Annotated in this window: 23 protein-coding genes and 4 tRNA genes; 10 read left to right on the forward strand and 17 right to left on the reverse strand. The window is 58.4% G+C overall.

Going from position 1 to position 22,198, the window contains the following annotated elements; genetic code table 11:
• Positions 1-43: 43 nt before the first annotated feature.
• The 8 genes from lon to JJN09_RS09590 all read right to left on the reverse strand — a co-directional run bounded on the left by lon (position 44) and on the right by JJN09_RS09590 (position 6,917).
• Complete coding sequence (gene lon, locus JJN09_RS09555; RefSeq protein ID WP_249487053.1) at positions 44-2,440, reverse strand: endopeptidase La; 2,397 nt, start codon at positions 2,438-2,440, stop codon at positions 44-46.
• Positions 2,441-2,602: 162 nt separating this feature from the next.
• Positions 2,603-3,886 carry an ATP-dependent Clp protease ATP-binding subunit ClpX gene (clpX, locus tag JJN09_RS09560; RefSeq protein ID WP_007951558.1) on the reverse strand — a complete coding sequence of 428 codons (1,284 nt, stop codon included), beginning with the start codon at positions 3,884-3,886 and terminating at the stop codon, positions 2,603-2,605.
• A gap of 112 nt (positions 3,887-3,998) precedes the next feature.
• On the reverse strand, positions 3,999-4,634 hold the full coding sequence (clpP, locus tag JJN09_RS09565; RefSeq protein ID WP_007951559.1) for an ATP-dependent Clp endopeptidase proteolytic subunit ClpP: 636 nt from the start codon (positions 4,632-4,634) through the stop codon (positions 3,999-4,001).
• A 92-nt stretch (positions 4,635-4,726) separates the two neighbouring features.
• A complete protein-coding gene (tig, locus tag JJN09_RS09570; RefSeq protein ID WP_011335037.1) occupies positions 4,727-6,037 on the reverse strand; it encodes a trigger factor in 1,311 nt (436 codons plus the stop codon).
• Positions 6,038-6,437: 400 nt separating this feature from the next.
• A tRNA-His gene (locus JJN09_RS09575) sits at positions 6,438-6,513 on the reverse strand.
• Between the two features lie 76 nt (positions 6,514-6,589).
• Positions 6,590-6,674, reverse strand: a tRNA-Leu gene (locus JJN09_RS09580).
• Between the two features lie 58 nt (positions 6,675-6,732).
• Positions 6,733-6,808: transfer RNA gene (locus JJN09_RS09585), tRNA-His, on the reverse strand.
• Between the two features lie 32 nt (positions 6,809-6,840).
• Positions 6,841-6,917: transfer RNA gene (locus JJN09_RS09590), tRNA-Arg, on the reverse strand.
• Between the two features lie 274 nt (positions 6,918-7,191).
• Here JJN09_RS09590 and folD point away from each other — a divergent pair.
• Both folD and pbpG read left to right on the forward strand, forming a co-directional pair.
• Positions 7,192-8,046, forward strand: coding sequence for a bifunctional methylenetetrahydrofolate dehydrogenase/methenyltetrahydrofolate cyclohydrolase FolD (gene folD, locus JJN09_RS09595; protein ID WP_249487055.1), 855 nt, complete (start codon positions 7,192-7,194; stop codon positions 8,044-8,046).
• A 228-nt stretch (positions 8,047-8,274) separates the two neighbouring features.
• The gene (pbpG, locus tag JJN09_RS09600; protein WP_249487056.1) at positions 8,275-9,213 is read left to right on the forward strand and encodes a D-alanyl-D-alanine endopeptidase; all 939 of its coding nucleotides are present in this window, start codon (positions 8,275-8,277) and stop codon (positions 9,211-9,213) included.
• A gap of 54 nt (positions 9,214-9,267) precedes the next feature.
• Here pbpG and JJN09_RS09605 read toward each other — a convergent pair whose 3' ends face one another.
• Both JJN09_RS09605 and JJN09_RS09610 read right to left on the reverse strand, forming a co-directional pair.
• Positions 9,268-9,474 (reverse strand): hypothetical protein, encoded by a 207-nt coding sequence (locus tag JJN09_RS09605; protein ID WP_102621718.1) that lies wholly within the window; start codon positions 9,472-9,474, stop codon positions 9,268-9,270.
• A 96-nt stretch (positions 9,475-9,570) separates the two neighbouring features.
• Positions 9,571-10,242: a peptidase C39 family protein gene (locus JJN09_RS09610; RefSeq protein WP_249487057.1), complete on the reverse strand. Its 672-nt coding sequence runs from the start codon at positions 10,240-10,242 to the stop codon at positions 9,571-9,573.
• A 231-nt stretch (positions 10,243-10,473) separates the two neighbouring features.
• Between JJN09_RS09610 and JJN09_RS09615 the strand changes: the two genes are divergently transcribed.
• Positions 10,474-10,641, forward strand: a complete 168-nt coding sequence (locus JJN09_RS09615; RefSeq protein ID WP_249487059.1) for a hypothetical protein — start codon at positions 10,474-10,476, stop codon at positions 10,639-10,641.
• Positions 10,642-10,715: 74 nt separating this feature from the next.
• On the opposite strand, the gene JJN09_RS09620 is transcribed toward JJN09_RS09615, so the two are convergent.
• Both JJN09_RS09620 and JJN09_RS09625 read right to left on the reverse strand, forming a co-directional pair.
• The gene (locus JJN09_RS09620; RefSeq protein WP_249487061.1) at positions 10,716-11,465 is read right to left on the reverse strand and encodes a TerC family protein; all 750 of its coding nucleotides are present in this window, start codon (positions 11,463-11,465) and stop codon (positions 10,716-10,718) included.
• Between the two features lie 28 nt (positions 11,466-11,493).
• A complete protein-coding gene (locus JJN09_RS09625) occupies positions 11,494-11,736 on the reverse strand; it encodes a hypothetical protein (RefSeq protein WP_249487063.1) in 243 nt (80 codons plus the stop codon).
• A 144-nt stretch (positions 11,737-11,880) separates the two neighbouring features.
• Between JJN09_RS09625 and nhaR the strand changes: the two genes are divergently transcribed.
• Positions 11,881-12,780, forward strand: a complete 900-nt coding sequence (gene nhaR, locus JJN09_RS09630; protein ID WP_007951569.1) for a transcriptional activator NhaR — start codon at positions 11,881-11,883, stop codon at positions 12,778-12,780.
• On the opposite strand, the gene JJN09_RS09635 is transcribed toward nhaR, so the two are convergent.
• Positions 12,777-13,937 carry an MFS transporter gene (locus JJN09_RS09635; RefSeq protein WP_249487065.1) on the reverse strand — a complete coding sequence of 387 codons (1,161 nt, stop codon included), beginning with the start codon at positions 13,935-13,937 and terminating at the stop codon, positions 12,777-12,779. The genes nhaR and JJN09_RS09635 overlap by 4 nt on opposite strands.
• 337 nt (positions 13,938-14,274) lie before the next feature.
• Here JJN09_RS09635 and sstT point away from each other — a divergent pair, with 337 nt between their 5' ends.
• On the forward strand, positions 14,275-15,507 hold the full coding sequence (gene sstT, locus JJN09_RS09640) for a serine/threonine transporter SstT (RefSeq protein WP_249487066.1): 1,233 nt from the start codon (positions 14,275-14,277) through the stop codon (positions 15,505-15,507).
• Positions 15,508-15,588: 81 nt separating this feature from the next.
• On the opposite strand, the gene JJN09_RS09645 is transcribed toward sstT, so the two are convergent.
• The gene (locus tag JJN09_RS09645; RefSeq protein WP_249487068.1) at positions 15,589-16,098 is read right to left on the reverse strand and encodes a DUF1993 family protein; all 510 of its coding nucleotides are present in this window, start codon (positions 16,096-16,098) and stop codon (positions 15,589-15,591) included.
• Between the two features lie 124 nt (positions 16,099-16,222).
• Between JJN09_RS09645 and JJN09_RS09650 the strand changes: the two genes are divergently transcribed.
• The gene (locus JJN09_RS09650; protein ID WP_249487069.1) at positions 16,223-16,870 is read left to right on the forward strand and encodes a YceH family protein; all 648 of its coding nucleotides are present in this window, start codon (positions 16,223-16,225) and stop codon (positions 16,868-16,870) included.
• Between the two features lie 16 nt (positions 16,871-16,886).
• On the opposite strand, the gene JJN09_RS09655 is transcribed toward JJN09_RS09650, so the two are convergent.
• The gene (locus tag JJN09_RS09655; protein WP_249487071.1) at positions 16,887-17,405 is read right to left on the reverse strand and encodes a cupin domain-containing protein; all 519 of its coding nucleotides are present in this window, start codon (positions 17,403-17,405) and stop codon (positions 16,887-16,889) included.
• A gap of 97 nt (positions 17,406-17,502) precedes the next feature.
• Entirely contained in the window at positions 17,503-18,321 is an 819-nt protein-coding gene (locus tag JJN09_RS09660; RefSeq protein WP_249487072.1) for a shikimate 5-dehydrogenase, read from the reverse strand.
• Positions 18,322-18,575: 254 nt separating this feature from the next.
• On the opposite strand from JJN09_RS09660, the gene JJN09_RS09665 reads away from it, so the two are divergent.
• The 3 genes from JJN09_RS09665 (at position 18,576) to JJN09_RS09675 (ending at position 19,651) form a co-directional block, all read left to right on the forward strand.
• A complete protein-coding gene (locus JJN09_RS09665) occupies positions 18,576-18,926 on the forward strand; it encodes a hypothetical protein (protein WP_096822348.1) in 351 nt (116 codons plus the stop codon).
• 245 nt (positions 18,927-19,171) lie between these two features.
• The gene (locus JJN09_RS09670) at positions 19,172-19,366 is read left to right on the forward strand and encodes a hypothetical protein (protein WP_085712486.1); all 195 of its coding nucleotides are present in this window, start codon (positions 19,172-19,174) and stop codon (positions 19,364-19,366) included.
• A gap of 102 nt (positions 19,367-19,468) precedes the next feature.
• Positions 19,469-19,651, forward strand: a complete 183-nt coding sequence (locus tag JJN09_RS09675) for a hypothetical protein (RefSeq protein ID WP_249487073.1) — start codon at positions 19,469-19,471, stop codon at positions 19,649-19,651.
• Here JJN09_RS09675 and JJN09_RS09680 read toward each other — a convergent pair.
• Positions 19,648-20,709: an AI-2E family transporter gene (locus tag JJN09_RS09680; RefSeq protein ID WP_249487074.1), complete on the reverse strand. Its 1,062-nt coding sequence runs from the start codon at positions 20,707-20,709 to the stop codon at positions 19,648-19,650. The genes JJN09_RS09675 and JJN09_RS09680 overlap by 4 nt on opposite strands.
• Before the next feature lie 156 nt (positions 20,710-20,865).
• On the opposite strand from JJN09_RS09680, the gene yegQ reads away from it, so the two are divergent.
• Positions 20,866-22,194 (forward strand): tRNA 5-hydroxyuridine modification protein YegQ, encoded by a 1,329-nt coding sequence (gene yegQ, locus JJN09_RS09685; protein WP_249487075.1) that lies wholly within the window; start codon positions 20,866-20,868, stop codon positions 22,192-22,194.
• The last annotated feature ends 4 nt before the right edge of the window (positions 22,195-22,198 follow it).

The raw sequence follows: 22,198 nt of genomic DNA on the forward strand, positions 1-22,198 counted from the left end.
GGCTCTAAAAAGCTGTCAAGGAAGCCCCCCAGGCAAAAGCGTATTAATGCGTGCTAATTCTTTCCTTAGAGTCAGACTCACGTTTTTCGTCCTTGGCAACTATCTCCGGAGCCACATCCGGCAAGGGCTCCGGCGCGTATTGCAGCGCAATTTGCAGGACCTCGTCAATCCATTTAACCGGTTTGATCTGCAGATCCTGCTTGATATTGTCAGGAATCTCCTTCAGATCGCGCACGTTCTCTTCCGGAATAATCACTGTCTTGATTCCGCCACGGTGAGCGGCCAGCAGTTTTTCCTTCAGACCGCCAATGGCGAGGACTTGACCACGCAGGGTGATCTCGCCGGTCATGGCGACATCGGCACGCACAGGAATCCCCGTCAAAGCGGACACCAGCGCAGTACACATGCCTACACCGGCGCTCGGGCCGTCTTTCGGCGTAGCACCTTCCGGCATGTGGATGTGGGTGTCGCGCTTCTCGTGGAAGTCCAGGGGAATGCCCAGGCTCTTGGCACGGCTGCGCACCACGGTCAGGGCCGCAGTGATCGATTCGACCATTACGTCACCCAGCGAACCGGTCTTGATCAGTTGCCCTTTACCCGGCACTACAGCCGCTTCGATGGTGAGCAATTCACCGCCGACCTGAGTCCAGGCCAGGCCGGTCACCTGACCGATCTGATCCTGTTGCTCGGCCAGACCGTAGCGGAATTTGCGGACACCGAGGAAGTGTTCCAGCAGATCAGCTGTCACTTTCACCGAGAAGCGTTTTTCCAGTGCATGCTCTTTCACTGCCTTGCGGCAGACCTTGGCAATCTGCCGCTCGAGGCCACGCACACCGGCTTCACGGGTGTAGTAACGGATGATGTCGCGGATCGCTTCTTCGTCGAATTCCAGTTCGCCTTTCTTCAGGCCGTTGGCGGCAATCTGCTTTGGCGACAGGTACTTGACGGCGATGTTGATCTTTTCGTCTTCGGTGTAGCCCGGCAGACGGATCACTTCCATCCGGTCCAGCAGCGCCGGAGGAATGTTCATCGAGTTCGAGGTGCACAGGAACATCACATCCGACAGGTCGTAATCGACTTCCAGATAGTGATCGTTGAAGTTGTGGTTCTGCTCCGGATCGAGCACTTCCAGCAACGCCGACGCCGGATCGCCACGCATATCGCTGCCCATTTTGTCGATTTCATCGAGCAGGAACAGCGGGTTGCGGACACCCACCTTTGTCATCTTTTGAATCAATCTTCCTGGCATCGAACCGATGTAAGTCCGGCGGTGACCACGGATTTCCGCTTCGTCACGCACGCCACCGAGGGCCATGCGCACGAATTTACGGTTGGTGGCATGGGCAATCGACTCCGCCAGCGAGGTTTTACCCACGCCCGGAGGACCGACCAGGCACAACACCGGGCCGCGAATCTTCTTCACGCGCTTCTGCACGGCGAGGTATTCAAGGATGCGTTCCTTGACCTCTTCGAGGCCGTAGTGATCGGCATCGAGAATATCTTCGGCACGGGCCAGATCCAGACGCACTTTGCTCTGAGCCTTCCACGGCACCTGCACCAGCCAGTCGATGTAGGAACGCACGACAGTGGCTTCGGCCGACATCGGCGACATCTGCTTGAGCTTGTTCAGCTCGGCAGTGGCCTTGGCCAGCGCATCTTTCGGCAGGCCGGCGGCATCGATACGCTTTTTCAGGTCTTCGATTTCGTTGTGGCCTTCGTCGCTGTCGCCGAGCTCTTTCTGAATGGCCTTCATCTGCTCATTCAGGTAGTACTCGCGCTGACTGCGCTCCATTTGCTTCTTGACGCGACCGCGGATGCGCTTTTCGACTTGCAGCAGATCGATTTCAGCGTCCAGCAAAGCCAGTACGTGCTCGACGCGGGCCGGCAGGTCAATGATTTCGAGGATTTCCTGCTTCTGCTCGATTTTCAGCGCCATGTGCGCGGCCATGGTGTCTACCAGACGGCCCGGCTCATCGATGCTGTTGAGCGACGACAGGACTTCAGCCGGGACTTTCTTGCCCAACTGAACATATTGTTCGAACTGCGACAACAGCGTGCGCACGAAGACTTCGGACTCGCGCTCGGCGGCGTCGACTTCATCGATCAGCGACACTTCGGCGCGGCAATGGCCGTCGACTTCGCTGAAACGCTCGACAGCACCACGCTGCTCGCCCTCGACCAGAACCTTGACGGTGCCGTCAGGCAGCTTGAGCAATTGCAGAACAGTGGCAATGGTGCCCACACGATACAGAGCGTCTTCTCCGGGATCGTCGTCAGCCGGGTTTCTCTGGGCCAGCAGCAGGATCTGCTTGTCGCCCGTCATCGCGGCCTCGAGGGCTTCGATGGATTTCTCGCGCCCCACGAACAGCGGGATAACCATGTGCGGATACACAACGACATCACGCAATGGCAGGAGAGGCAATTCGATGGTGGTCTTCATGATTTCGCCTCTACGGCGGCCATATGGCCGTAATCAGATGGAATTAAGCTTGAAACCAAGATGGGGGCTGGTTCCAAAAAAAACAAGCGCTATGAGGAGGTTAAAATTTCTTAAAAAAAAAGAGGCCCGAAGGCCCCTTCTTTATTCCAGCAGACTGGACGCTTAGGCGTCCGGCGCTGCCTTGGCAGCCGGCTCACTGTTTTCGTAGATATACAGTGGCTTGGACTTGCCTTCGATCACGCTTTCATCGATCACGACTTTGCTCACCTCGGACTGCGAGGGGATTTCGTACATCGTGTCGAGCAGCACACCTTCGAGAATCGAACGCAGGCCACGGGCACCGGTTTTACGTTCCAGTGCACGTTTGGCGACCGATTTCAGCGCATCGGAACGGAATTCCAGATCCACGCCTTCCATCTCGAACAGCTTGGCGTACTGTTTGGTCAGGGCATTTTTCGGCTCGGTGAGAATCTGCATCAATGCAGCCTCATCCAGCTCGTCCAGCGTCGCAAGGACCGGCAGACGACCGACGAATTCCGGGATCAGACCGAACTTGACCAGATCGTCAGGCTCGACTTCACGCAGGGATTCACCGACTTTCTTGCCTTCTTCCTTGCTGCGTACTTCTGCGTTGAAACCGATGCCACCTTTGGTGGAACGGTTTTGAATCACTTTCTCCAGACCGGAGAACGCACCACCGCAGATGAACAGGATGTTACGGGTGTCGACCTGCAGGAATTCCTGCTGCGGATGCTTGCGGCCACCTTGCGGTGGAACGGAAGCGACCGTGCCTTCGATCAACTTCAGCAAGGCCTGCTGCACGCCTTCACCGGAAACGTCCCGGGTGATCGACGGGTTGTCGGACTTGCGCGAAATCTTGTCGATTTCATCGATGTAGACAATGCCCATCTGGGCCTTTTCCACGTCGTAATCGCACTTCTGCAGCAGCTTCTGAATGATGTTCTCGACGTCTTCACCCACGTAACCCGCCTCGGTGAGGGTGGTTGCGTCGGCAATGGTGAACGGAACGTTCAGCAAGCGGGCCAAAGTTTCGGCCAGCAGGGTTTTACCGGAGCCTGTCGGGCCGATCAGCAGGATGTTGCTCTTGCCGAGTTCGACGTCGTCAGCCTTTTTGTCACGCTGGTTCAGACGCTTGTAGTGGTTGTACACCGCTACCGCCAGAACCTTCTTTGCACGCTCCTGACCAATGACGTACTGGTCAAGGATGCCGCTGATTTCTTTAGGCGAAGGCAATTTATGCGCGCTGCTTTCGGCCTGTGCTTCCTGCACCTCCTCACGGATGATGTCATTGCACAGGTCGACGCACTCGTCGCAGATAAAGACCGAGGGGCCGGCAATCAATTTGCGCACTTCATGCTGGCTTTTGCCACAGAAGGAGCAATAGAGCAGCTTGCCGTTGTCCTCGCCGTTGCGGGTGTCAGTCATTCGTTCGATCCAAATCCGATAGGCTTGCAACACAAGATGAAGGCTATTGCGGGCTTTTTCAAGCCCGCCGCTGATCGGACCAGCCGACCAGGCCTATTTCGAGCTGCTTATTTTAAGCTGGACGCTGGTTGATCACTTCGTCGATCAAGCCGTATTCCTTCGCAGCTTCTGCACTCATGAAGTTGTCGCGGTTGGTATCGCGCTCGATTTCTTCCAGAGTGCGACCGCTGTGCTTGGCCATCAGCGTGTTGAGGCGCTCGCGGATGAAGAGGATTTCCTTGGCGTGGATTTCGATATCCGACGCCTGGCCCTGGAAACCGCCCAGTGGCTGGTGAATCATCACACGCGAGTTCGGCAGGCAGAAACGCTTGCCTGGAGCACCTGCGGTCAGCAGGAATGCGCCCATGCTGCAAGCCTGGCCGATGCAGGTGGTCGACACGTTTGGCTTGATGAACTGCATGGTGTCGTAGATCGACATGCCCGCTGTCACCGAACCGCCCGGGGAGTTGATATAAAGATGGATGTCCTTGTCCGGGTTTTCCGCTTCAAGGAACAGCAATTGCGCACAGATCAGGTTGGCCATGTAGTCCTCTACCGGACCCACCAGAAAGATCACTCGCTCCTTCAGAAGACGCGAATAAATGTCATAGGCGCGCTCGCCACGAGCGGACTGCTCGACAACCATCGGGACCAGACCGCCTGCGGCCTGGATATCAGAGTTCTGCTGAATATACGAATTTCGGAACATGCTCTGCAGTCACTCCCAAATAGTTATGTCTTGAATACGCATAAGCCAGCTCGAAAGCTGGCTTATGGTGTGTGCTTCTAACGCAAAAACAATCAGTCGGCTTTTGGAGCTTCTACCGGCTTGACCGCTTCTTCGTAGGAGACCGATTTGTCGGTCACACTGGCTTTCTGCAGAACAGTATCCACAACTTGTTCTTCCAGCACAACCGAACGGACTTCGTTCAGTTGCTGCTCGTTCTTGTAGTACCAGGACACAACCTGCTCAGGCTCTTGGTAGGCCGAAGCCATTTCCTGAATCATTTCGCGAACGCGGGCTTCGTCTGGCTTCAGGTCGAATTGCTTGACCACTTCAGCCACGATCAGACCCAGCACAACGCGGCGCTTGGCTTGCTCTTCGAACAGCTCGGCCGGCAGTTGATCTGGCTTGATGTTGCCACCGAACTGCTGAACAGCCTGCACGCGCAGACGGTCAACTTCGTTGGACAGCAGAGCCTTTGGCACTTCGATCGGGTTGGTGGCCAGCAGACCGTCCATTACCTGATTCTTGACCTTGGATTTGATCGCCTGACGCAGTTCACGCTCCATGTTCTTGCGAACTTCGGTGCGGAAGCCGTCGATGCCGCTTTCCTTGATACCGAACTGGGCGAAGAACTCTTCGTTCAGCTCTGGCAGTTTTGGCTCGGAAACGGTGTTGACAGTCACGGTGAACTCAGCGGTTTTGCCAGCCAGGTCCAGGTTCTGATAGTCCTCTGGGAAGGTCAGGTTCAGAACGCGCTCTTCACCGGCTTTGGCGCCAACCAGGCCTTCTTCGAAGCCAGGGATCATGCGGCCGGAGCCCAGCACCAGCTGAGTACCCTTGGCGGAACCGCCAGCGAACACTTCGCCGTCAACCTTGCCAACGAAATCGATGTTCAGCTGGTCTTCGTTCTGGGCAGCGCGATCGGCCACTTCGAAACGGGTGTTCTGCTTACGCAGGATGTCCAGCATCTTGTCCAGATCGGCGTCAGCCACGTCAGCGCTCAGGCGCTCGACGGTGATGCCTTCGAAGCCGGCAACGGTGAACTCAGGGAACACTTCGAATACGGCTACGTATTCCAGGTCCTTGCCAGCTTCGAGCGACTTAGGCTCGATCGATGGCGAACCGGCCGGGTTCAGCTTCTGCTCAACCACAGCTTCGTAGAAGGAGGACTGGATCACGTCGCCGATCGCTTCCTGGCGCGCATCAGCACCGAAACGGCGCTTGATTTCGCTCATTGGCACTTTGCCTGGACGGAAGCCAGCAATCTTGGCCTTTTGGGCAGTCTGCTGCAGACGCTTGTTGACCTGAGTCTCGATGCGCTCAGCCGGCACGGTGATGCTCATGCGGCGCTCAAGAGCAGTAGTATTTTCAACAGAAACTTGCATGGATATTCCTCGTTGCACAGACGTTAGCCGGCCGTTTCCGACCCAAGAATCAAGGGCATGCATTCTAGTGGGTCAAACTCAAGAAGTCACCCTACTGAAAACGGGTAAAAAAACAGCAGGCAATTTGAAGGCGGGGACAAACGGTTGCGCCTCGCCCTGTTAGCAAATACAGCCAATCAAGCCAGGGCTCTGCGCCAACCTCTTCTATATATAGAGGCGATTGAATCATCTCCCTGACAGCCAACCCCGCAAGCAAGGCCGGCGGGCAGCGCAGCATCATCGAGCAACATTAATACGACGAAGCGCCCTGCCCTGCGACCCGAAACCGGCAGTCGCCGAAAACCCGAAACCGTAAAACAAAAAAGGCGCCAGACTGTTAAGTCTGGCGCCTTTCGGAATATGGGGTGGACGATGGGGATCGAACCCACGACAACGGGAGTCACAATCCCGTGCTCTACCAACTGAGCTACGCCCACCATATTGCGTACCAAAGAAGCCAAACAACTTCTTTGTAGAACTTCACCCTACCAACGGCATGAATGAAGCTTTGATTGGTGCGGATGAAGAGACTCGAACTCTTACGCCTCGCGGCGCTGGAACCTAAATCCAGTGTGTCTACCAATTCCACCACATCCGCGGATGAAGCTTTTTAAAGCAAAGGCGCCAGATTGTTACATCTGGCGCCTTTCGAAATATGGGGTGGACGATGGGGATCGAACCCACGACAACGGGAGTCACAATCCCGTGCTCTACCAACTGAGCTACGCCCACCATATCGCGTTACTTGTGCCAAAGCTGCCTAATGGCGCACCCGGCAGGACTCGAACCTGCGACCATCCGCTTAGAAGGCGGATGCTCTATCCAGCTGAGCTACGGGCGCCTTGTTAGCTGTACCCTTGGAGGACTACAAACTAAGTGCTTTCCAGTCTCGCAGAACCTTGATTCCGCTCAACCTTCTTAACCAGTGCTAGGCTGTGCCCGACAAGTGCGACGAATAGTATAGAGCGACCTGCAGGTCGTCAAATCCTTTTTAAAAAAAATTCATTTAATTAAAGGGCTTAGGGGAATTTGCTGACCAAGCGCCTTTGCCCTCACCGTCTGACATGCGAGAATGCGTTCTCTTTTTTTCCCCTCTCGATGGTTAATCACGCGCAATGACTGCACAACTAATCGACGGCAAATCAATCGCCGCCAGCCTGCGCCAGCAGATCGCCCAACGGGTAGCCGAACGTCGCGAGCAAGGCTTGCGCACTCCCGGCCTCGCGGTGATCCTGGTCGGCAGCGATCCTGCCTCTCAGGTTTATGTCTCGCACAAGCGTAAAGACTGTGAAGAGGTCGGCTTCCTCTCTCAAGCCTACGACCTGCCTTCCGAAACCACTCAAGAAGCTCTGACCGATCTGATCGATCGACTGAACGACGACCCGGCAATCGACGGCATTCTGCTTCAGCTTCCGCTGCCCGAGCACCTGGACGCCTCCAAACTGCTGGAGCGCATCCGCCCGGACAAGGACGTCGACGGTTTCCATCCTTATAACGTCGGCCGTCTGGCCCAGCGTATTCCGCTGCTGCGCCCCTGCACCCCGAAAGGCATCATGACCTTGCTGGAAAGCACCGGCGTCGATCTGTACGGGATGGACGCCGTGGTTGTCGGCGCTTCCAACATCGTCGGTCGCCCGATGGCCATGGAGCTGTTGCTGGCCGGCTGCACCGTGACCGTGACCCACCGTTTCACCAAGGACCTGGCCGGCCACGTCGGCCGCGCCGATCTGGTCGTGGTTGCCGCCGGCAAGCCAGGCTTGGTCAAGGGCGAGTGGATCAAGGAAGGCGCGATCGTGATCGACGTCGGCATCAACCGTCAGGACGACGGCAAACTGGTCGGTGACGTCGTGTACGAAACCGCCCTGCCCCGCGCCGGCTGGATCACTCCAGTACCGGGCGGTGTCGGCCCGATGACCCGTGCCTGCCTGCTGGAAAACACGCTGTACGCGGCAGAAACCTTGCACGCCTGAGGCGCTTTTCCCGCGCTCCCGAAACCCCGCCTCGTGCGGGGTTTTTCATATCCTCGAAAAAACCTTTACCGTTCGCCGGAAACCCCTATTTTCACAGGGCTTTTCACGACTTTTTCATGCCCCACAAACAACCATCGACAGATCTTCAGCCATACTCCTAGAATGCGTCGTTTTACGACACAGTCCGTTACAAATAACGGCATTTCCAACCTTCATGAGTTCGCCCGCGTGAATATTCGTCTGTCCATCCTGAGCCTGGTTTTTGCATTTTCAGGCACACTCCTCACGCCAACGGTCAACGCCGCCGAAACCACCGCTGCCCCCCGAGACGCCTCGCAACTGAAAATCGCCTCTGGCAGCGCCCTGCTGATGGATCTGCAGACCAATAAAGTCATCTACTCCAGCAATCCGGACGTGATCGTGCCGATCGCCTCCGTCAGCAAGTTGATGACCGGTTTGGTCGTGGTTGAAGCGCACCAGAACATGGACGAATGGATTGACGTCGACATCAGCCACACCCCGGAAATGAAAGGCGTGTTTTCCCGGGTCAAACTGCGTAGCGAATTGCCGCGCCGAGAGATGCTGCTGATTGCCCTGATGTCCTCGGAAAACCGCGCCGCAGCCAGCCTGGCGCACCACTACCCGGGCGGCTATGTGGCATTCATCGCGGCGATGAACGCCAAGGCCAAGGCGCTAGGCATGACCAGCACCCACTTTGTCGAGCCGACCGGCCTGTCGGAACGCAACGTTTCCACTGCGCGCGACCTGAGCAAGTTGCTGATGGCCGCGCAGAAACATCCAATCCTCAGCGAGCTCACCACCACCAAGGAAAAAACCGTTTCGTTCCGCAAACCCAATTACACCCTGGGTTTTCGCAATACCGACCATCTCGTCAACAAAGCCGATTGGGATATCAAGATCACCAAAACCGGCTTCACCAATCCGGCCGGCCACTGCTTGGTGCTTGTGACGAAGATGAGCAACCGTCCGGTCGCTCTGGTGATTCTTGACGCCTTCGGCAAGTACACCCACTTTGCCGATGCGAGCCGCATCCGCAGCTGGGTGGAAACCGGCAGGAGCACCAACGTTCCAGCGGTGGCTCAGCAATACAAGGCTGAGAAGAACCTCAAGGGCCGCCACAGTGGCGTCGTCGAAGCGTCCAAGTAATCCGCGACACAAGAAAAAGCCCCGAACATTCGGGGCTTTTTTTCGTCTGCCGGTTCAGTCGTTAGGCAACGGCATCTGGTCATCATCGGGAATGCCATCACCGGCACTTGGATCACGCCGATGCTCCGGCGTCACGACGGCAGGGCGAGCAAGCGGATCACGCAACGGGCTGTCCGGGTCCAACACCGGATCAACGTCCGGTTCCGGGGTGGTCGGCACGCTGTCCGGTTTATGGTCATCGAAGCTGGAATCGGTACTCATACGCACCTCTCATTCGGGTCATCACCCGAAAAATCGGGCGTTACCTTTAAGAGTCTGGCACCGCGTCAGGGTGCCCGTCAGGAGACGGACGGAACCTCACTTCGCCTCCAGTGCCTTGCGGGCCTGCGCCGCTTCTCGCTCCTGACCTGCCTGCGCCAGTTCATCAGCCGCTTTCAGCCAACGCTGGCGATCGACCGCTGCCGGGATCTGCGAAGGCTTCTGAATCAATATTGCCCAGCCACCTGACTTCTCGAGTGCCGACTCAAAAGAACTGAAACTCATCAGCTCGCGGCGGTTCATCCCGGCACGCAGCAGCACCTTCTGCTTTTTCCGGTCGTAGCCGGAGAGGATCGCGTAACGCGGCTCGGCCCAGAATGCAGATCCTTCGCTGAAACGCACCATCACCGGGTAACCCGCCGCGACTTGGGTCAGCAACGCCGGCAAACGGGCATCGACCGGGTATACGACCATGCCGTATTCACGGGCCAGGTTCTGCATGTTCTGTTGCAATTTGTCTTCCGCGCCCGGCAAGTGCAGCGGTTTTTCCAGCAGACCCGGCGTAATCACGATGCCCTGTTGCGACAGCAGACTGGCAAGCACTTGTGGCCCGCTCTGATTGGCCTCACCGCGATAGAAAGTGCCGCTGAGCTCGACCCGCTCCGGCAGGCGCTGGACCTCAGGCGCCACGCTGCCCGCACACCCCACCAATGCTGTCACGCAACCGGCCACCAGCAACGCCATGCGAATCCGGGAAAATAGCTGCACCATCGTCACTCTCTTGATCAGTTACCGGTCATCGTGTTCCGGCTTGGTCGAGGATCATAGGACGGCGCAACGCTGCGGTATAGCCCAAAGGGGCAGATCCATCGGCTGCATAGAGCGAAGTGATTGGTCACCACCGACCTTTGGTCAATAGCCTGAAACACGCCAGCGACTAGACTGTCACTCAGATAAGCGCAAAAAAGCGAGCGCCCGACGCAGGGCAAAGAGGAGGCACCGATGAGCCTGACCATGACCATCGTAATGTTGATTGCCGGCTGGCTGGCCGTAGCCGCCGCCATGCTGTGGGGCGTGCTGCGGATTTCCCGGCGCCATCACCACCCCGCACAACCCGCACCGACCAGAAAGATCGAGAAACACGACGCTCGTCACGCCACCGCGCACTGACTTCCTGTAACCGACACTAACAAAAAGGCCGCCTGGACTCTCGCGAGTTCAGGCGGCCTTTGGTTTTCCAGCGATTACGCTTCGGCAGTCAGTTTCTTCTGCCTGGCGCGGCGCGACATCATGTTCAGCACTTCAATCGAAGCGGAGAACGCCATGGCGGCATACACATAACCTTTCGGTACGTGGGCGCCGAAGCCTTCAGCGATAAGCGTCATGCCGATCATGATCAGGAAGCCCAGGGCCAGCATTACAACCGTCGGGTTGTCGTTGATGAACTTGGCCAGCGGATCAGCTGCAAACAGCATCACCAGCACCGAAACCACCACCGCGATCACCATGATCGGCAAGTGTTCGGTCATGCCGACCGCGGTAATGATGCTGTCGATCGAGAACACCATGTCCAGCACCAGGATCTGCCCGATGGCGGCGGCAAAACCCAGGGTTACCGTCGACGTCGCGGACTTCGGATCTTCCGGCGCCGGGTCCATGCTGTGATGGATCTCGGTCGTTGCCTTCCACACCAGGAACAAGCCACCAGCGATCAGGATCATGTCCTTCCAGGAGAACGCCTGGCCGAGGATCTCGATGACCGGCGCGGTCAACTGAACGATGAACGCGATGGTGCTCAACAGGGCCAGACGCATGATCAGCGCCATGCCAATACCGACACGACGGGCCTTCTGCCGGTACTGCTCGGGCAGTTTGTTGGTCAGGATCGAGATGAAGATCAGGTTATCGATGCCCAGCACGATTTCCATCACCACCAGTGTGGCCAAGGCAATCCAGGCGGTCGGGCTGGAAGCGAGTTCTAACAGATATTCCATGGGTCAGTCCTGACTCTTGTAAGACGATTTAGATGGTCTTGGAGGAAGATTCGGATTTTTCCGCCTCTTTTTCCGGGGCTTCTTTTTTCTCGATCAGGCCGCCGGTGGCGTCGCTGAGCGCTTGTTCAGCGGCTTTATGGGTGTCGTCGATGGCTTGCTTGGCGCTCTCGGCGGCCTTGCCCATCAACTGTTGCGCGCTCTTTTCGGCCTGGTCGCAACCTGCCATAAGCAGTAAAGACGTAAACATCAGTGCCGGAATCGTATATTTCATGAGGCCTCCTTCGAATGAACAGACAGGGTTGTAGACCACCCGTCGATGGCTGGGCATTCTAGGGAGACAGACACTTCAGGAAAATTCGTATTTTTAGCGGCTATACTTCGATTTATACGAACTGTATTTGACGGACCGAACCCCATGCTCAATTACCGACAACTGCATTACTTCTGGGTGGTGGCCAAGACCGGCAGCATCGTGCGCGCGTGCGAGCAACTTAACCTCACGCCACAAACCATCAGCGGCCAGATTTCCTTGCTCGAACAGACTTACGGCATCGAATTGTTTCAACGGGTCGGCCGGCAACTGGAACTCACCGAGGCCGGGCGCCAGGCCCTGCCCTACGCCGAGCAGATGTTCCAACTCGGCGGCGAACTGGAACTGATGCTGCGCGCCCAACCCAACGAACAGCAGATCCTGTTCCGCGTCGGCGTGGCGGACGTCGTACCCAAATCCATCGTTTATCGCCTGATCGCACCGACCATGGAATTGAGCGAACCGCTGCGCATCACCTGCCGCGAAGACAAACTCGAGCGGTTGCTGGCGGATCTGGCGATCCAGCGCCTGGACCTGGTGATCTCCGACAGCCCGATGCCCTCGCACCTGGACATCAAGGGCTACAGCCAGAAACTCGGGGAATGCGGGATCAGTTTCTTCGCCACCGCCGAGCTGGCAGCGCAGTACGGACAGGATTTCCCGCGCAGCCTGCACGGTGCACCGTTGTTGATTCCCGGCGCAGAAACCGTAGTGCGCAGCCGTTTGCAGCGCTGGTTCGCCGAGCAGCAGATTCAGCCAAGGATAGTCGGGGAGTTCGATGACAGCGCCTTGATGCAGGCGTTCGGCCAGTCCGGCAGCGGGATTTTCATCGGCCCGAGCGTGATTGCCGATGAGGTGAAGCGCCAGTACGGCGTCGAATTGATCGGCCAGACCGATGCGGTGAGTGAGTCGTTCTACGCGATCTCAGTGGAACGCAAGGTCAAGCACCCCGGCATCAAAGCGATTACCGAAGGTGCCCGACGCGAGCTGTTTACAGCCTTTTAAACCGGCGCGCAGACTTCGCGCGGTTTGAGCACCATCAGCACCATGGCGAGGAAAATCGACAGCAGAATGAAGCCGGCTGCGGCGAAACCCACGAAGCCCAGACCAGCGCTGTCGATCACCCGACCGCCAATGATTGCGCCCAGACCAATCCCGAGGTTGGCCCCGGCAATGTTCAGCGACGCGGCGAAGGCCGGCGCTTCAGGCGCCGCTTTCATCAAGCGCACGTGGCTGACCAGGAACAGCGCCGCCTGTGTCACGCCCCAGATACCCATTGCCGCCGCCAGACCCAACGACGAATTGATGTTCGGCACCAGCGCCACCATCCCCGGGATCATGAACGCGCAGAACATCACCGAGGCCATCAGCGGATGGCGATCCACCGCACGACCGCCCAGCGAGTTGCCGATCAGACCGACTGCGCCAAAGCCCATCAGGCACCAGCCGACCACGGTGCCATTGAAGCCCGCCAGACGTTCAAGGATGTCCGCCAGATAGGTGTAGGCGGTGAACATGCCGCTGAACACCAGGATCGACAGCAGCACATGGCCGAGCATCAGCGGACTGCGCAGGATCTTGAACTGCGAAGCGAAACTGACCTGATGCTGGTGCAGGCTGGTTTTCGGCAGATAGACAAAAAGCAGCAACGCTTTGGCGAACGCGATCACCGCCAGAATGCCGAACGCACTGCGCCAGCCGAACGCGTCGGAAATCAGCGTGCCGACCGGAATGCCGAACACCGTGGCGCAGACGATGCCGAAGCCGATCTTGGCGATGGCGCGACCGGCGAAGTCCGGGCCGACGATATCCACGGCGGTTTCACTGGCCAGCGCCCAGAACACCGGCAGCCCCAGCGCCGGGATCAACCGGGCAATGGCCATGACCCAGATGTTCGGCGCAAACGCCGCTACGGTGTTGGCCAGTCCGAACATGATCAGGATGGTAATGAACAGTTTGCGTCGTTCGAAACGGGCGAAATATGCCGTCAAGAATGGGCCGAACATGGCCACGGTGAAAGCGAATAGAGTCACCAGCAATCCGGCTTGCGGGATGGTGACGGCCAGGTCTCGGGCAATCGCCGGCAACAGGCCGACGATGACGAACTCCGTGGTCAGCACCGTGAACCCGGCAGCAGACAACAGAAGGATAGGCAACAGCATGAGGAACTCCAGCAAAACGACGACACCAGCGTTGACCCGAAGGCCCGCCGGCAGAACTTGAAAATAAGGATGCGCAATCTTAACAGAGTGTTTCCAGAGTGACTTGCACAAACCTGTCGAAGTTGCCGATCAATCCGGTGGCAGATCGTCACAGGTCTGAAGGATCCGGACGACCCTGTGATAAAGTCCGCGCCCTGCAAAACGTACACCCTGTTCAGCCGCCCGTTTAACGGCGTGGCTGTCGCGTCATTCCTTTCGGTTCGTGTCTGTGGCCTGCCCCCGATTCATCGCCCGGATCACGCAACCTTGCACCCTATAAAAAACCAGAGATGCCGTTATGACCGCTTCATCCCCTTCTCTATTGCAACGCCTTAAAAGCCTCAGCCTGGTCACGCAGATCCTGATCGGCCTGATTGCCGGCATTTCCTTGGCGCTGTTTGCGCCGGAAGCGGCCAAAGGTACCGCATTCATCGGCAAGGTATTCGTCTCGGCACTGAAAGCCGTGGCGCCGATCCTGGTGTTCGTGCTGGTCATGGCGTCGATCGCCAATCACAAGCACGGTCAGGAAACCCACATCCGGCCGATCCTGTTCCTGTATCTGCTGGGCACTTTCGCCGCTGCCGTGGTTGCAGTGATCGCCAGCACGATGTTCCCGTCGCATCTGGTGCTGTCCACCGACAACATCGCCGTGAGCGCACCGGGCGGCATCGGTGAAGTGCTTCAAAGCCTGCTGCTGAGCGTGGTGGAAAACCCGATCACCGCGCTGATGAACGCCAACTTCATCGGCATTCTGGCCTGGGCCATCGGCATGGGCGTGGCGATTCGGCACGCCGGCGACACCACCCGCGAGGTGGTCAGCGACCTGTCCAACGGCGTGACCCTGATCGTGCGCGTGGTGATCCGCTTTGCGCCGCTGGGGATTTTCGGCCTGGTGGCGTCGACCCTGGCCACTTCGGGCTTTGGTGCACTGGTCGGCTACGCGCACCTGCTGGCGGTGTTGCTGGGTTGCATGCTGTTCGTGGCACTGGTCATGAACCCGCTGATCGTGTTCTGGAAGCTGCGTCGCAACCCGTATCCACTGACGCTGAAATGCCTGCGTGAAAGCGGCATCACCGCGTTCTTCACCCGCAGCTCGGCAGCGAACATTCCGGTCAATCTGGAACTGAGCAAGCGACTGGGCCTGCATGAAGACACCTACTCGGTGTCGATTCCGCTCGGCGCCACCATCAACATGGCCGGCGCATCGATCACCATCACCGTGCTGACCCTCGCGGCCGTGCACACGCTAGGCATCGCCGTGGACATCCCGACCGCCATCCTGCTCAGCGTCGTCGCGGCGATCTGCGCCTGCGGTGCTTCGGGCGTGGCCGGCGGTTCGCTGTTGCTGATCCCGCTGGCGTGCAGCCTGTTCGGCATTCCGAGCGAGATTGCCATGCAAGTGGTCGCAGTTGGTTTCATCATCGGCGTGTTGCAGGATTCGGCCGAGACGGCGCTGAACTCCTCCACCGACGTACTGTTCACCGCCGCCGCTTGCCTGGGCGAAGAGCAGAAAACCCAGCGTTCGGTGTAAAAATCGAGCGCAACAAAAAAAGCCCGCCAAGGCGCAAACCTTGGCGGGCTTTTTGTTGCGTCGGCGGTTAAGCCGGGCGGTTTAGAACGCGCCCATGTAATCGCGCTTGCCCACTTCCACACCGTTGTGACGCAGCAGTGCGTAAGTGGTGGTGACGTGGAAGAAGAACTGCGGCAGGCCGTAGCTCAGCAGGTAAGCCTGGCCGGAGAAGCGCTTCTCTTTTGGCGTGCCTGGACGGGTCACGATTTCGATGCCTTCCTTGCCGTTGATTTGCTCAGGCTTGATCTCGCCGATGAAGGCCAGAACCTTGGCGATCAGCGCTTGCAGATCGGCGAAAGTGGTTTCGGTGTCGTCGTACTTCGGGATCTCGACTTCGGCCAGACGCGAGGAAACGCCTTTGGCGAAGTCCACGGCGATCTGCACCTGACGCACCAGCGGGAACATGTCCGGGTACAGACGCGCTTGCAGGAAGGCATTCGGGTCGATGTTTTTCTCGGTGGCGTGGGTTTCAGCCTTTTTCAGCACATCGCTCAGGGCGTTGAGCATTTGCTGGAAAACCGGGACGGATGCAGCGTACAGGGAAATGGTCATGGCAGTCTCACGTGGTGGCTGGGTGAATCGTGGGGCGATTATAGCCATGCTCGCGCGCCGCGCGGCTTGTCTTTTATCCAGCAAGGATTAGGCTAGGCGCCTTCGACTGCAGAGGGAACGCGCGATGACCACAGAACTTGAAACCAACGCCAACGAACCAAGGCTCAACGCCACGGAAATCCGCATTCTGGGTTCGCTGATCGAGAAACAGGCCACCAGCCCGGAAACCTATCCGCTGACCCTCAACGCGCTGGTGCTGGCCTGTAATCAGAAAACCAGTCGCGAACCGGTGATGAACCTGACCCAGGGCCAGGTCGGCCAGAGCCTGCGCGCCCTCGAAGGTCGCGGTTTCGCCAAACTGGTGATGGGCAGCCGCGCCGACCGCTGGGAGCACAAGGTCGACAAGGCGCTGGAACTGGTGCCGGCGCAATTGATTCTGACCGGGCTGATGTTCCTGCGCGGCCCGCAGACCGTCAACGAACTGCTGACTCGCAGCGGTCGCATGCATGAATTCGAAGACGCCGAACAAGTGGTACATCAGCTGGAACGCCTGATCGCTCGGGATCTGGCGGTGCTGATTCCACGTCAGGCTGGTCAGCGCGAAGATCGCTACACCCATGCGCTGGGTGATCCGGCGGACATCGAAGCGATTCTGTCGGCACGGCAGAACCCGAGTGACCGCGGCGCAGCCAGCGGTGTATCAGTCGAACGCATCGAAGAACTGGAAGCACGGATTGCAGCGCTGGAAGAGCGTCTGGCTCGACTCGAATAAGTGCAATGGGGCGGCGTCACTCGCCGTCCCAGTAATCCACCCCGTCCGCCTGCCGCGCCACCGCCACGAAGCCCGAGGCCTTGCCTTCGGCATCGACGCTGAAATTATCCATCACCGCGTATTTGTTCGAGTCCGGGTACTCGCAGATTTCCGGGTGCTGCTGGGTGCTGACCGCCAGATAGCGCAGCTCTTGCGCGCTGGTATTGATGATCTGATGCGCCGCTTCCGGACCTCCCGGCGGACAGGCGATCACATCGCCGGCACGGATCGGAAAACGCTCGGCACCGAGGCGCACCTCCCCTTCCCCGGCCACCACGTAAAACATTTCCTCATTGACCCTATGGCTGTGAAACGGGCTGCCACGCATACCCGGTGGCAGCGCATACAGACGATAACCGAGCTTCTGCGCGCCCAATTGCTGGCCGACCCGGGCGAACTTCTGCTGATAACGCCCGGCGGTTTCGCCTTCGGGAGCCAAGGATTCGGGGAGTGGTTCGAGTTCGACGTCATTCAGGTTGAGAATGGGCGGGTGCATGCAGACCTCGGTTCTTGTGATGGGTAAGTCTGTGCTTGCTGGTCCGACAGTATAGGCAACGGCAAATCCGGGCGGACTTACCGTTATTCAGGCTCCATCAACTGCGTGCAAACGCCACCGCTGCATCGAATTGCTCGACCGTCGGCCGCACGCCGGTGTAGAGCACGAACTGCTCCAGCGCCTGGATCGCGATCACTTCCAGCCCGGTGATCACTTTTTTGCCTTCGGCGCGGCCACGCACGATCAGCTGCGTTTCCGAGGGGATCGCCACCACATCGAACACAGTCTCGGCAGACTTGATCACATCCACGTCAAAAGAAAGCTGACCCGCTTCCGGGCCGCCGTCCATCCCCACAGGGGTGACGTTGATCAACATCTGCGGGCGTTCATCGCCCAATTCCGCCTGCCAGCGATAGTTCAGGGAGTCCGCCAGTGCCCGCCCGGCGCGCTCGTTGCGGGCCACGATCAAACCGTTTTTGTAGCCGCCGTCGCGCAAGGCACTGGCCACCGCTTTGGCCATGCCGCCGCTGCCGCGCAGGGCGAAGGTCGATGCCTTTGGTACCGCATGAGTTTCCAGCAACTGGGCGATAGCGATGTAATCGGTGTTGTAGGCCTTGAGATGGCCGTTGGTGTTGACGATGGTGTTGATCGACTGGATCGCTGCCGCCGACGCATCCAGCTCATCGACCAGCGCAATGCTCGCTTCCTTGAACGGCATCGATACGCCGCAACCACGAATGCCCAGCGCCCGAATCCCGCCGACGGCTCCCGGCAAGTCCTGGCTGCTGAACGCCTTGTAGTAGAAATTCAGGCCCAGTTGCTCATACAGATGGTTATGAAAACGCAGACCGAAATTCCCGGGACGCCCAGACAGGGACATGCACAGTTGGGTGTCTTTGTTGGGGTTCATCTGCATGGGAGTCTCCTTCTAATGCACTTTCGGATGGACGGGATTAGCCAGACCATCGGGTTCTGAACGATCATAAGGCGGTCTGTTCCGGGCATCACAGCCGTTGCCTGAAACCCGGTAAGCAAGCCGGTACAGACCTTACACAAAATTTACCCAGCCGCCGTGCTGTTTTTCCAAATGTTGCTGTCTTAGAAGTATCCCCGCGCCATCTTGTGCCTGTTGCAGGCCTGGACGCCGGGTCGAAGAACCGAGGATTTATCATGATTCGTAAACTCCCCATCGTGGCCTTGTTGATCGGTGCATGCGCTATCACAGGTCAGGCAGAAGCCCATGGCGGTGGCTGGCAAGGCCCGGCGGTATTTGGTGCGATCGTCGGCTCGGCCATCATCGGCTCGGCGCTCATCAACCAGGATCGTCCGGTGTATGTTCAACAGCCTGTTTACGCTCAACCGGCACCGGTGTACGTGCAACAACCGCCACCGCCGGTCTACTACCAGCCGGCCCCGGTTTACGTACAGCAACCGGTCTATGTGCAACCGGCGCCGGTGTATTACGGCCCTCCGCACGGCTATTACGGTCGTCCGCATTACTACGGCGGCCCGCGCTGGTAACCGAAACACAGAGCCCCGCTTTTTAGCGGGGTTTTTTATTGACCTCGGGAAAGCCAACCGTCCGTCGGCCAAGGTCTGAAAAAATCTCGCCAAGGTCGCTGTGGGGACAGTTTGAACCGTTAAAGTCGGCATGATGGACTTGACCGTCGGGGGCAAAACACAAAACGGTCATCTATTTGTCATGACGGAACCGCAATCTGATTCCGTCCGCATACAACAGGTTGATAACAACAAGGACGACTTGAATGCCTACACAGAATCCGCACCGTATCGTCGGTTTATGCACTTCGAGCAAGGTGTACAACGCACTGACCGAGCTCAAGCACCTGGAAGGCCATCGCACGGCGAAGTTTGTGTCGCTGCTGGCGGAAAACCTGGTGCGCAAGGGTTTGCTCAACGAGCACGAAATCGTGCACATGCTCGATCAAGTGGTGGATTGAGCCAGCCCTCGCTGGCATCAATGTCCACTATCGAAAGCGTTGATTGTCCCTGAAACGGACGAGTCCTTAAGGTAGCTCCATAGATTGATGGAGGTACTTCTCATGGCTCAGGTTCAAATCATGTCCGTTATCGGCAGCGCGGTTCCCGCATCGCTCAGAGAAATGGGACTGCTCGCCTGTTGGTATCTGGTGCGCGACGGCGAGCCAGTCAGCGGCCCACTCACTTCACTGCCAGCCGCCCAGGCGTTGTCGCAACGGCTGATCGACGGCCCGTTCAAGGCTTAAGGCAACTGCACCTTCGGTCGGGTTTCGATGAACAGCGCCCAGCTCGACATGAACAATGCGGCGATCAGCGGCCCGATCACGAAACCATTGAGGCCGAACACCGCCATCCCGCCCAGCGTCGAGATCAGGATCATGTAATCCGGCATGCGGGTGTCCTTGCCGACCAGCACCGGACGCAACACGTTGTCCACCAGACCGATCACGAATATCCCGAACAGCGCCAGCACCACACCCTGCCAGATCATCCCGCTGAGCAGGAAATAAACAGCCACCGGCGCCCAGACAATGCCCGCACCCACCGCTGGCAACAGCGACAGAAACGCCATCAACACCGCCCAGAGCAACGCGCTGGGAATGTCGAGAAACCAGAAAATCGCCCCGCCCAATGCGCCCTGAGTGATTGCCACCACCAGATTGCCTTTAACCGTGGCGCGCACCACCCGATTGAACTTCAGTTGCAGCCGACGCTTGTGATGTTCTTCCAGCGGCACCGCCGTACGCACCTTGCGCGCCAGTTCGGCGCCATCGCGCAGAAAGAAAAACAGCAAGTACAGCATGATGAAAAAACTCACCACGAAATCGAACGTGCCCTGGCCGAAACTGAACGCCTGGGTCGCCAACACCTGACTGCCCTGCATCGCAGCCTTGACGATCTTCTCGCGCAAGGCACTGAGTTCACCTACACCAAACCGATCGAGCAAATGCTGAAAGTACGGCGGCAGACTGTGCTTGAACTGCGCCAGATACGCGCCGATATCGAGCTTGCCGCTTTCGATGTTGTCGTAGAGCACCGCCCCTTCCTGCACCAGCAACACGCTGATGACGATCACCGGCAGGATCGCGATCACCAGACAGACACTCAAGGTGCACAGTGAAGTCAGGTTGCGTTGCCAGCCGAATTTCTGCTGCAACCGACGCTGCATCGGCGCGAACAGAATACCGAGGATCACCGCCCAGAACACCGCACCGTAAAACGGCAGCAGGATCCAGATGAAGGCCACCGTCACCAGAAACAGCAGCACGGTGAGGGATTTGAATTGCAGACTCTTTTGGTTCATGTCCGGTCCATGTCAGTCAGGCGCCACGCGCACCCGCCCAACTTAGTCAGCCCACGCCCGCGCGAGTGCCATCTTTGTTCATGGAGCATAGATCCAGATCAATAAACCCTCGCCGCGCCTCGTTTACCCTCCCGCGCTTTTGCGACCGACACCGCCATGACGCCCTCCTTCACCCCGGAACTGCTCGCCCCCGCCGGCACCCTGAAAAACATGCGCTACGCCTTCGCCTACGGCGCCGATGCGGTCTACGCCGGCCAGCCGCGCTACAGCCTGCGGGTGCGCAACAACGAGTTCGACCACGCCAACCTCGCCCTCGGCATTCGTGAAGCCCAGGCCCAGGGCAAGCGTTTCTACGTGGTGGTCAACATCGCGCCACACAACGCCAAGCTCAAGACCTTCCTCAAGGATCTGGCGCCAGTGATCGACATGGCACCGGACGCGCTGATCATGTCCGACCCTGGCCTGATCATGCTGGTGCGCCGACACTTCCCACAGATGCCGATTCATCTTTCAGTGCAAGCCAACACGGTGAACTGGGCGAGTGTCGAATTCTGGCAGCAACAGGGGCTGAGCCGGATCATCCTGTCCCGGGAGCTGTCGCTGGAAGAGATCGGCGAAATCCGCGAGCAAGTACCGGGCATGGAACTGGAAGTGTTCGTCCACGGCGCACTGTGCATGGCCTACTCCGGCCGCTGCCTGCTCTCGGGCTACATGAACAAACGCGACGCCAATCAGGGCACCTGCACCAACGCCTGCCGCTGGAAATATTCGGCGCAGGAAGCCACCGAAAACCAGCTCGGCGAGATCGTGCAGACCTTCGAACCGCAACCGACCCTCGGCCTCGGCGCTCCCACCGATCAGGTGTTTCTGTTGCAGGAAGCCAATCGCCCCGGCGAACTGATGCCGGCATTCGAAGACGAACACGGCACCTACATCATGAACGCCAAGGACCTGCGCGCCGTGCAGCACGTCGAACGCCTGACCCGCATGGGCGTGCACTCGCTGAAGATCGAAGGCCGGACCAAATCGCACTTCTATTGCGCACGCACCACCCAAGTCTATCGCCGGGCCATCGACGATGCGGTGGCCGGCCGCGAATTCGACCGCAGCCTGATGACCGATCTGGAATCCCTCGCCCAGCGCGGCTACACCGAAGGCTTCCTGCGCCGTCACGTGCATGACGAATACCAGAACTACCAGAACGGCAGTTCAGTGTCGGAGCGTCAGCAGTTTGTTGGCGAACTGACCGGCGAGCGCCGGGATCGACTCGCCGAGGTAAAGGTGAAGAACCGCTTTGCGCTGGGCGATCATCTGGAGCTGATGACGCCCAAGGGCAACTTCCACTTTGATCTGCATGAACTGCAGAACCTCAAGGGCGAAGCCATCGACGTAGCGCCGGGGGATGGGCACACGGTGTACCTGCCGATTCCGGATGCGGTGGATTTGCGCTTCGGCTTGTTGATGCGCGATATCGGCGCTGTCTAGACGC

It is taken from the genome of Pseudomonas sp. HS6 (assembly GCF_023375815.1).
GTDB lineage: Bacteria > Pseudomonadota > Gammaproteobacteria > Pseudomonadales > Pseudomonadaceae > Aquipseudomonas.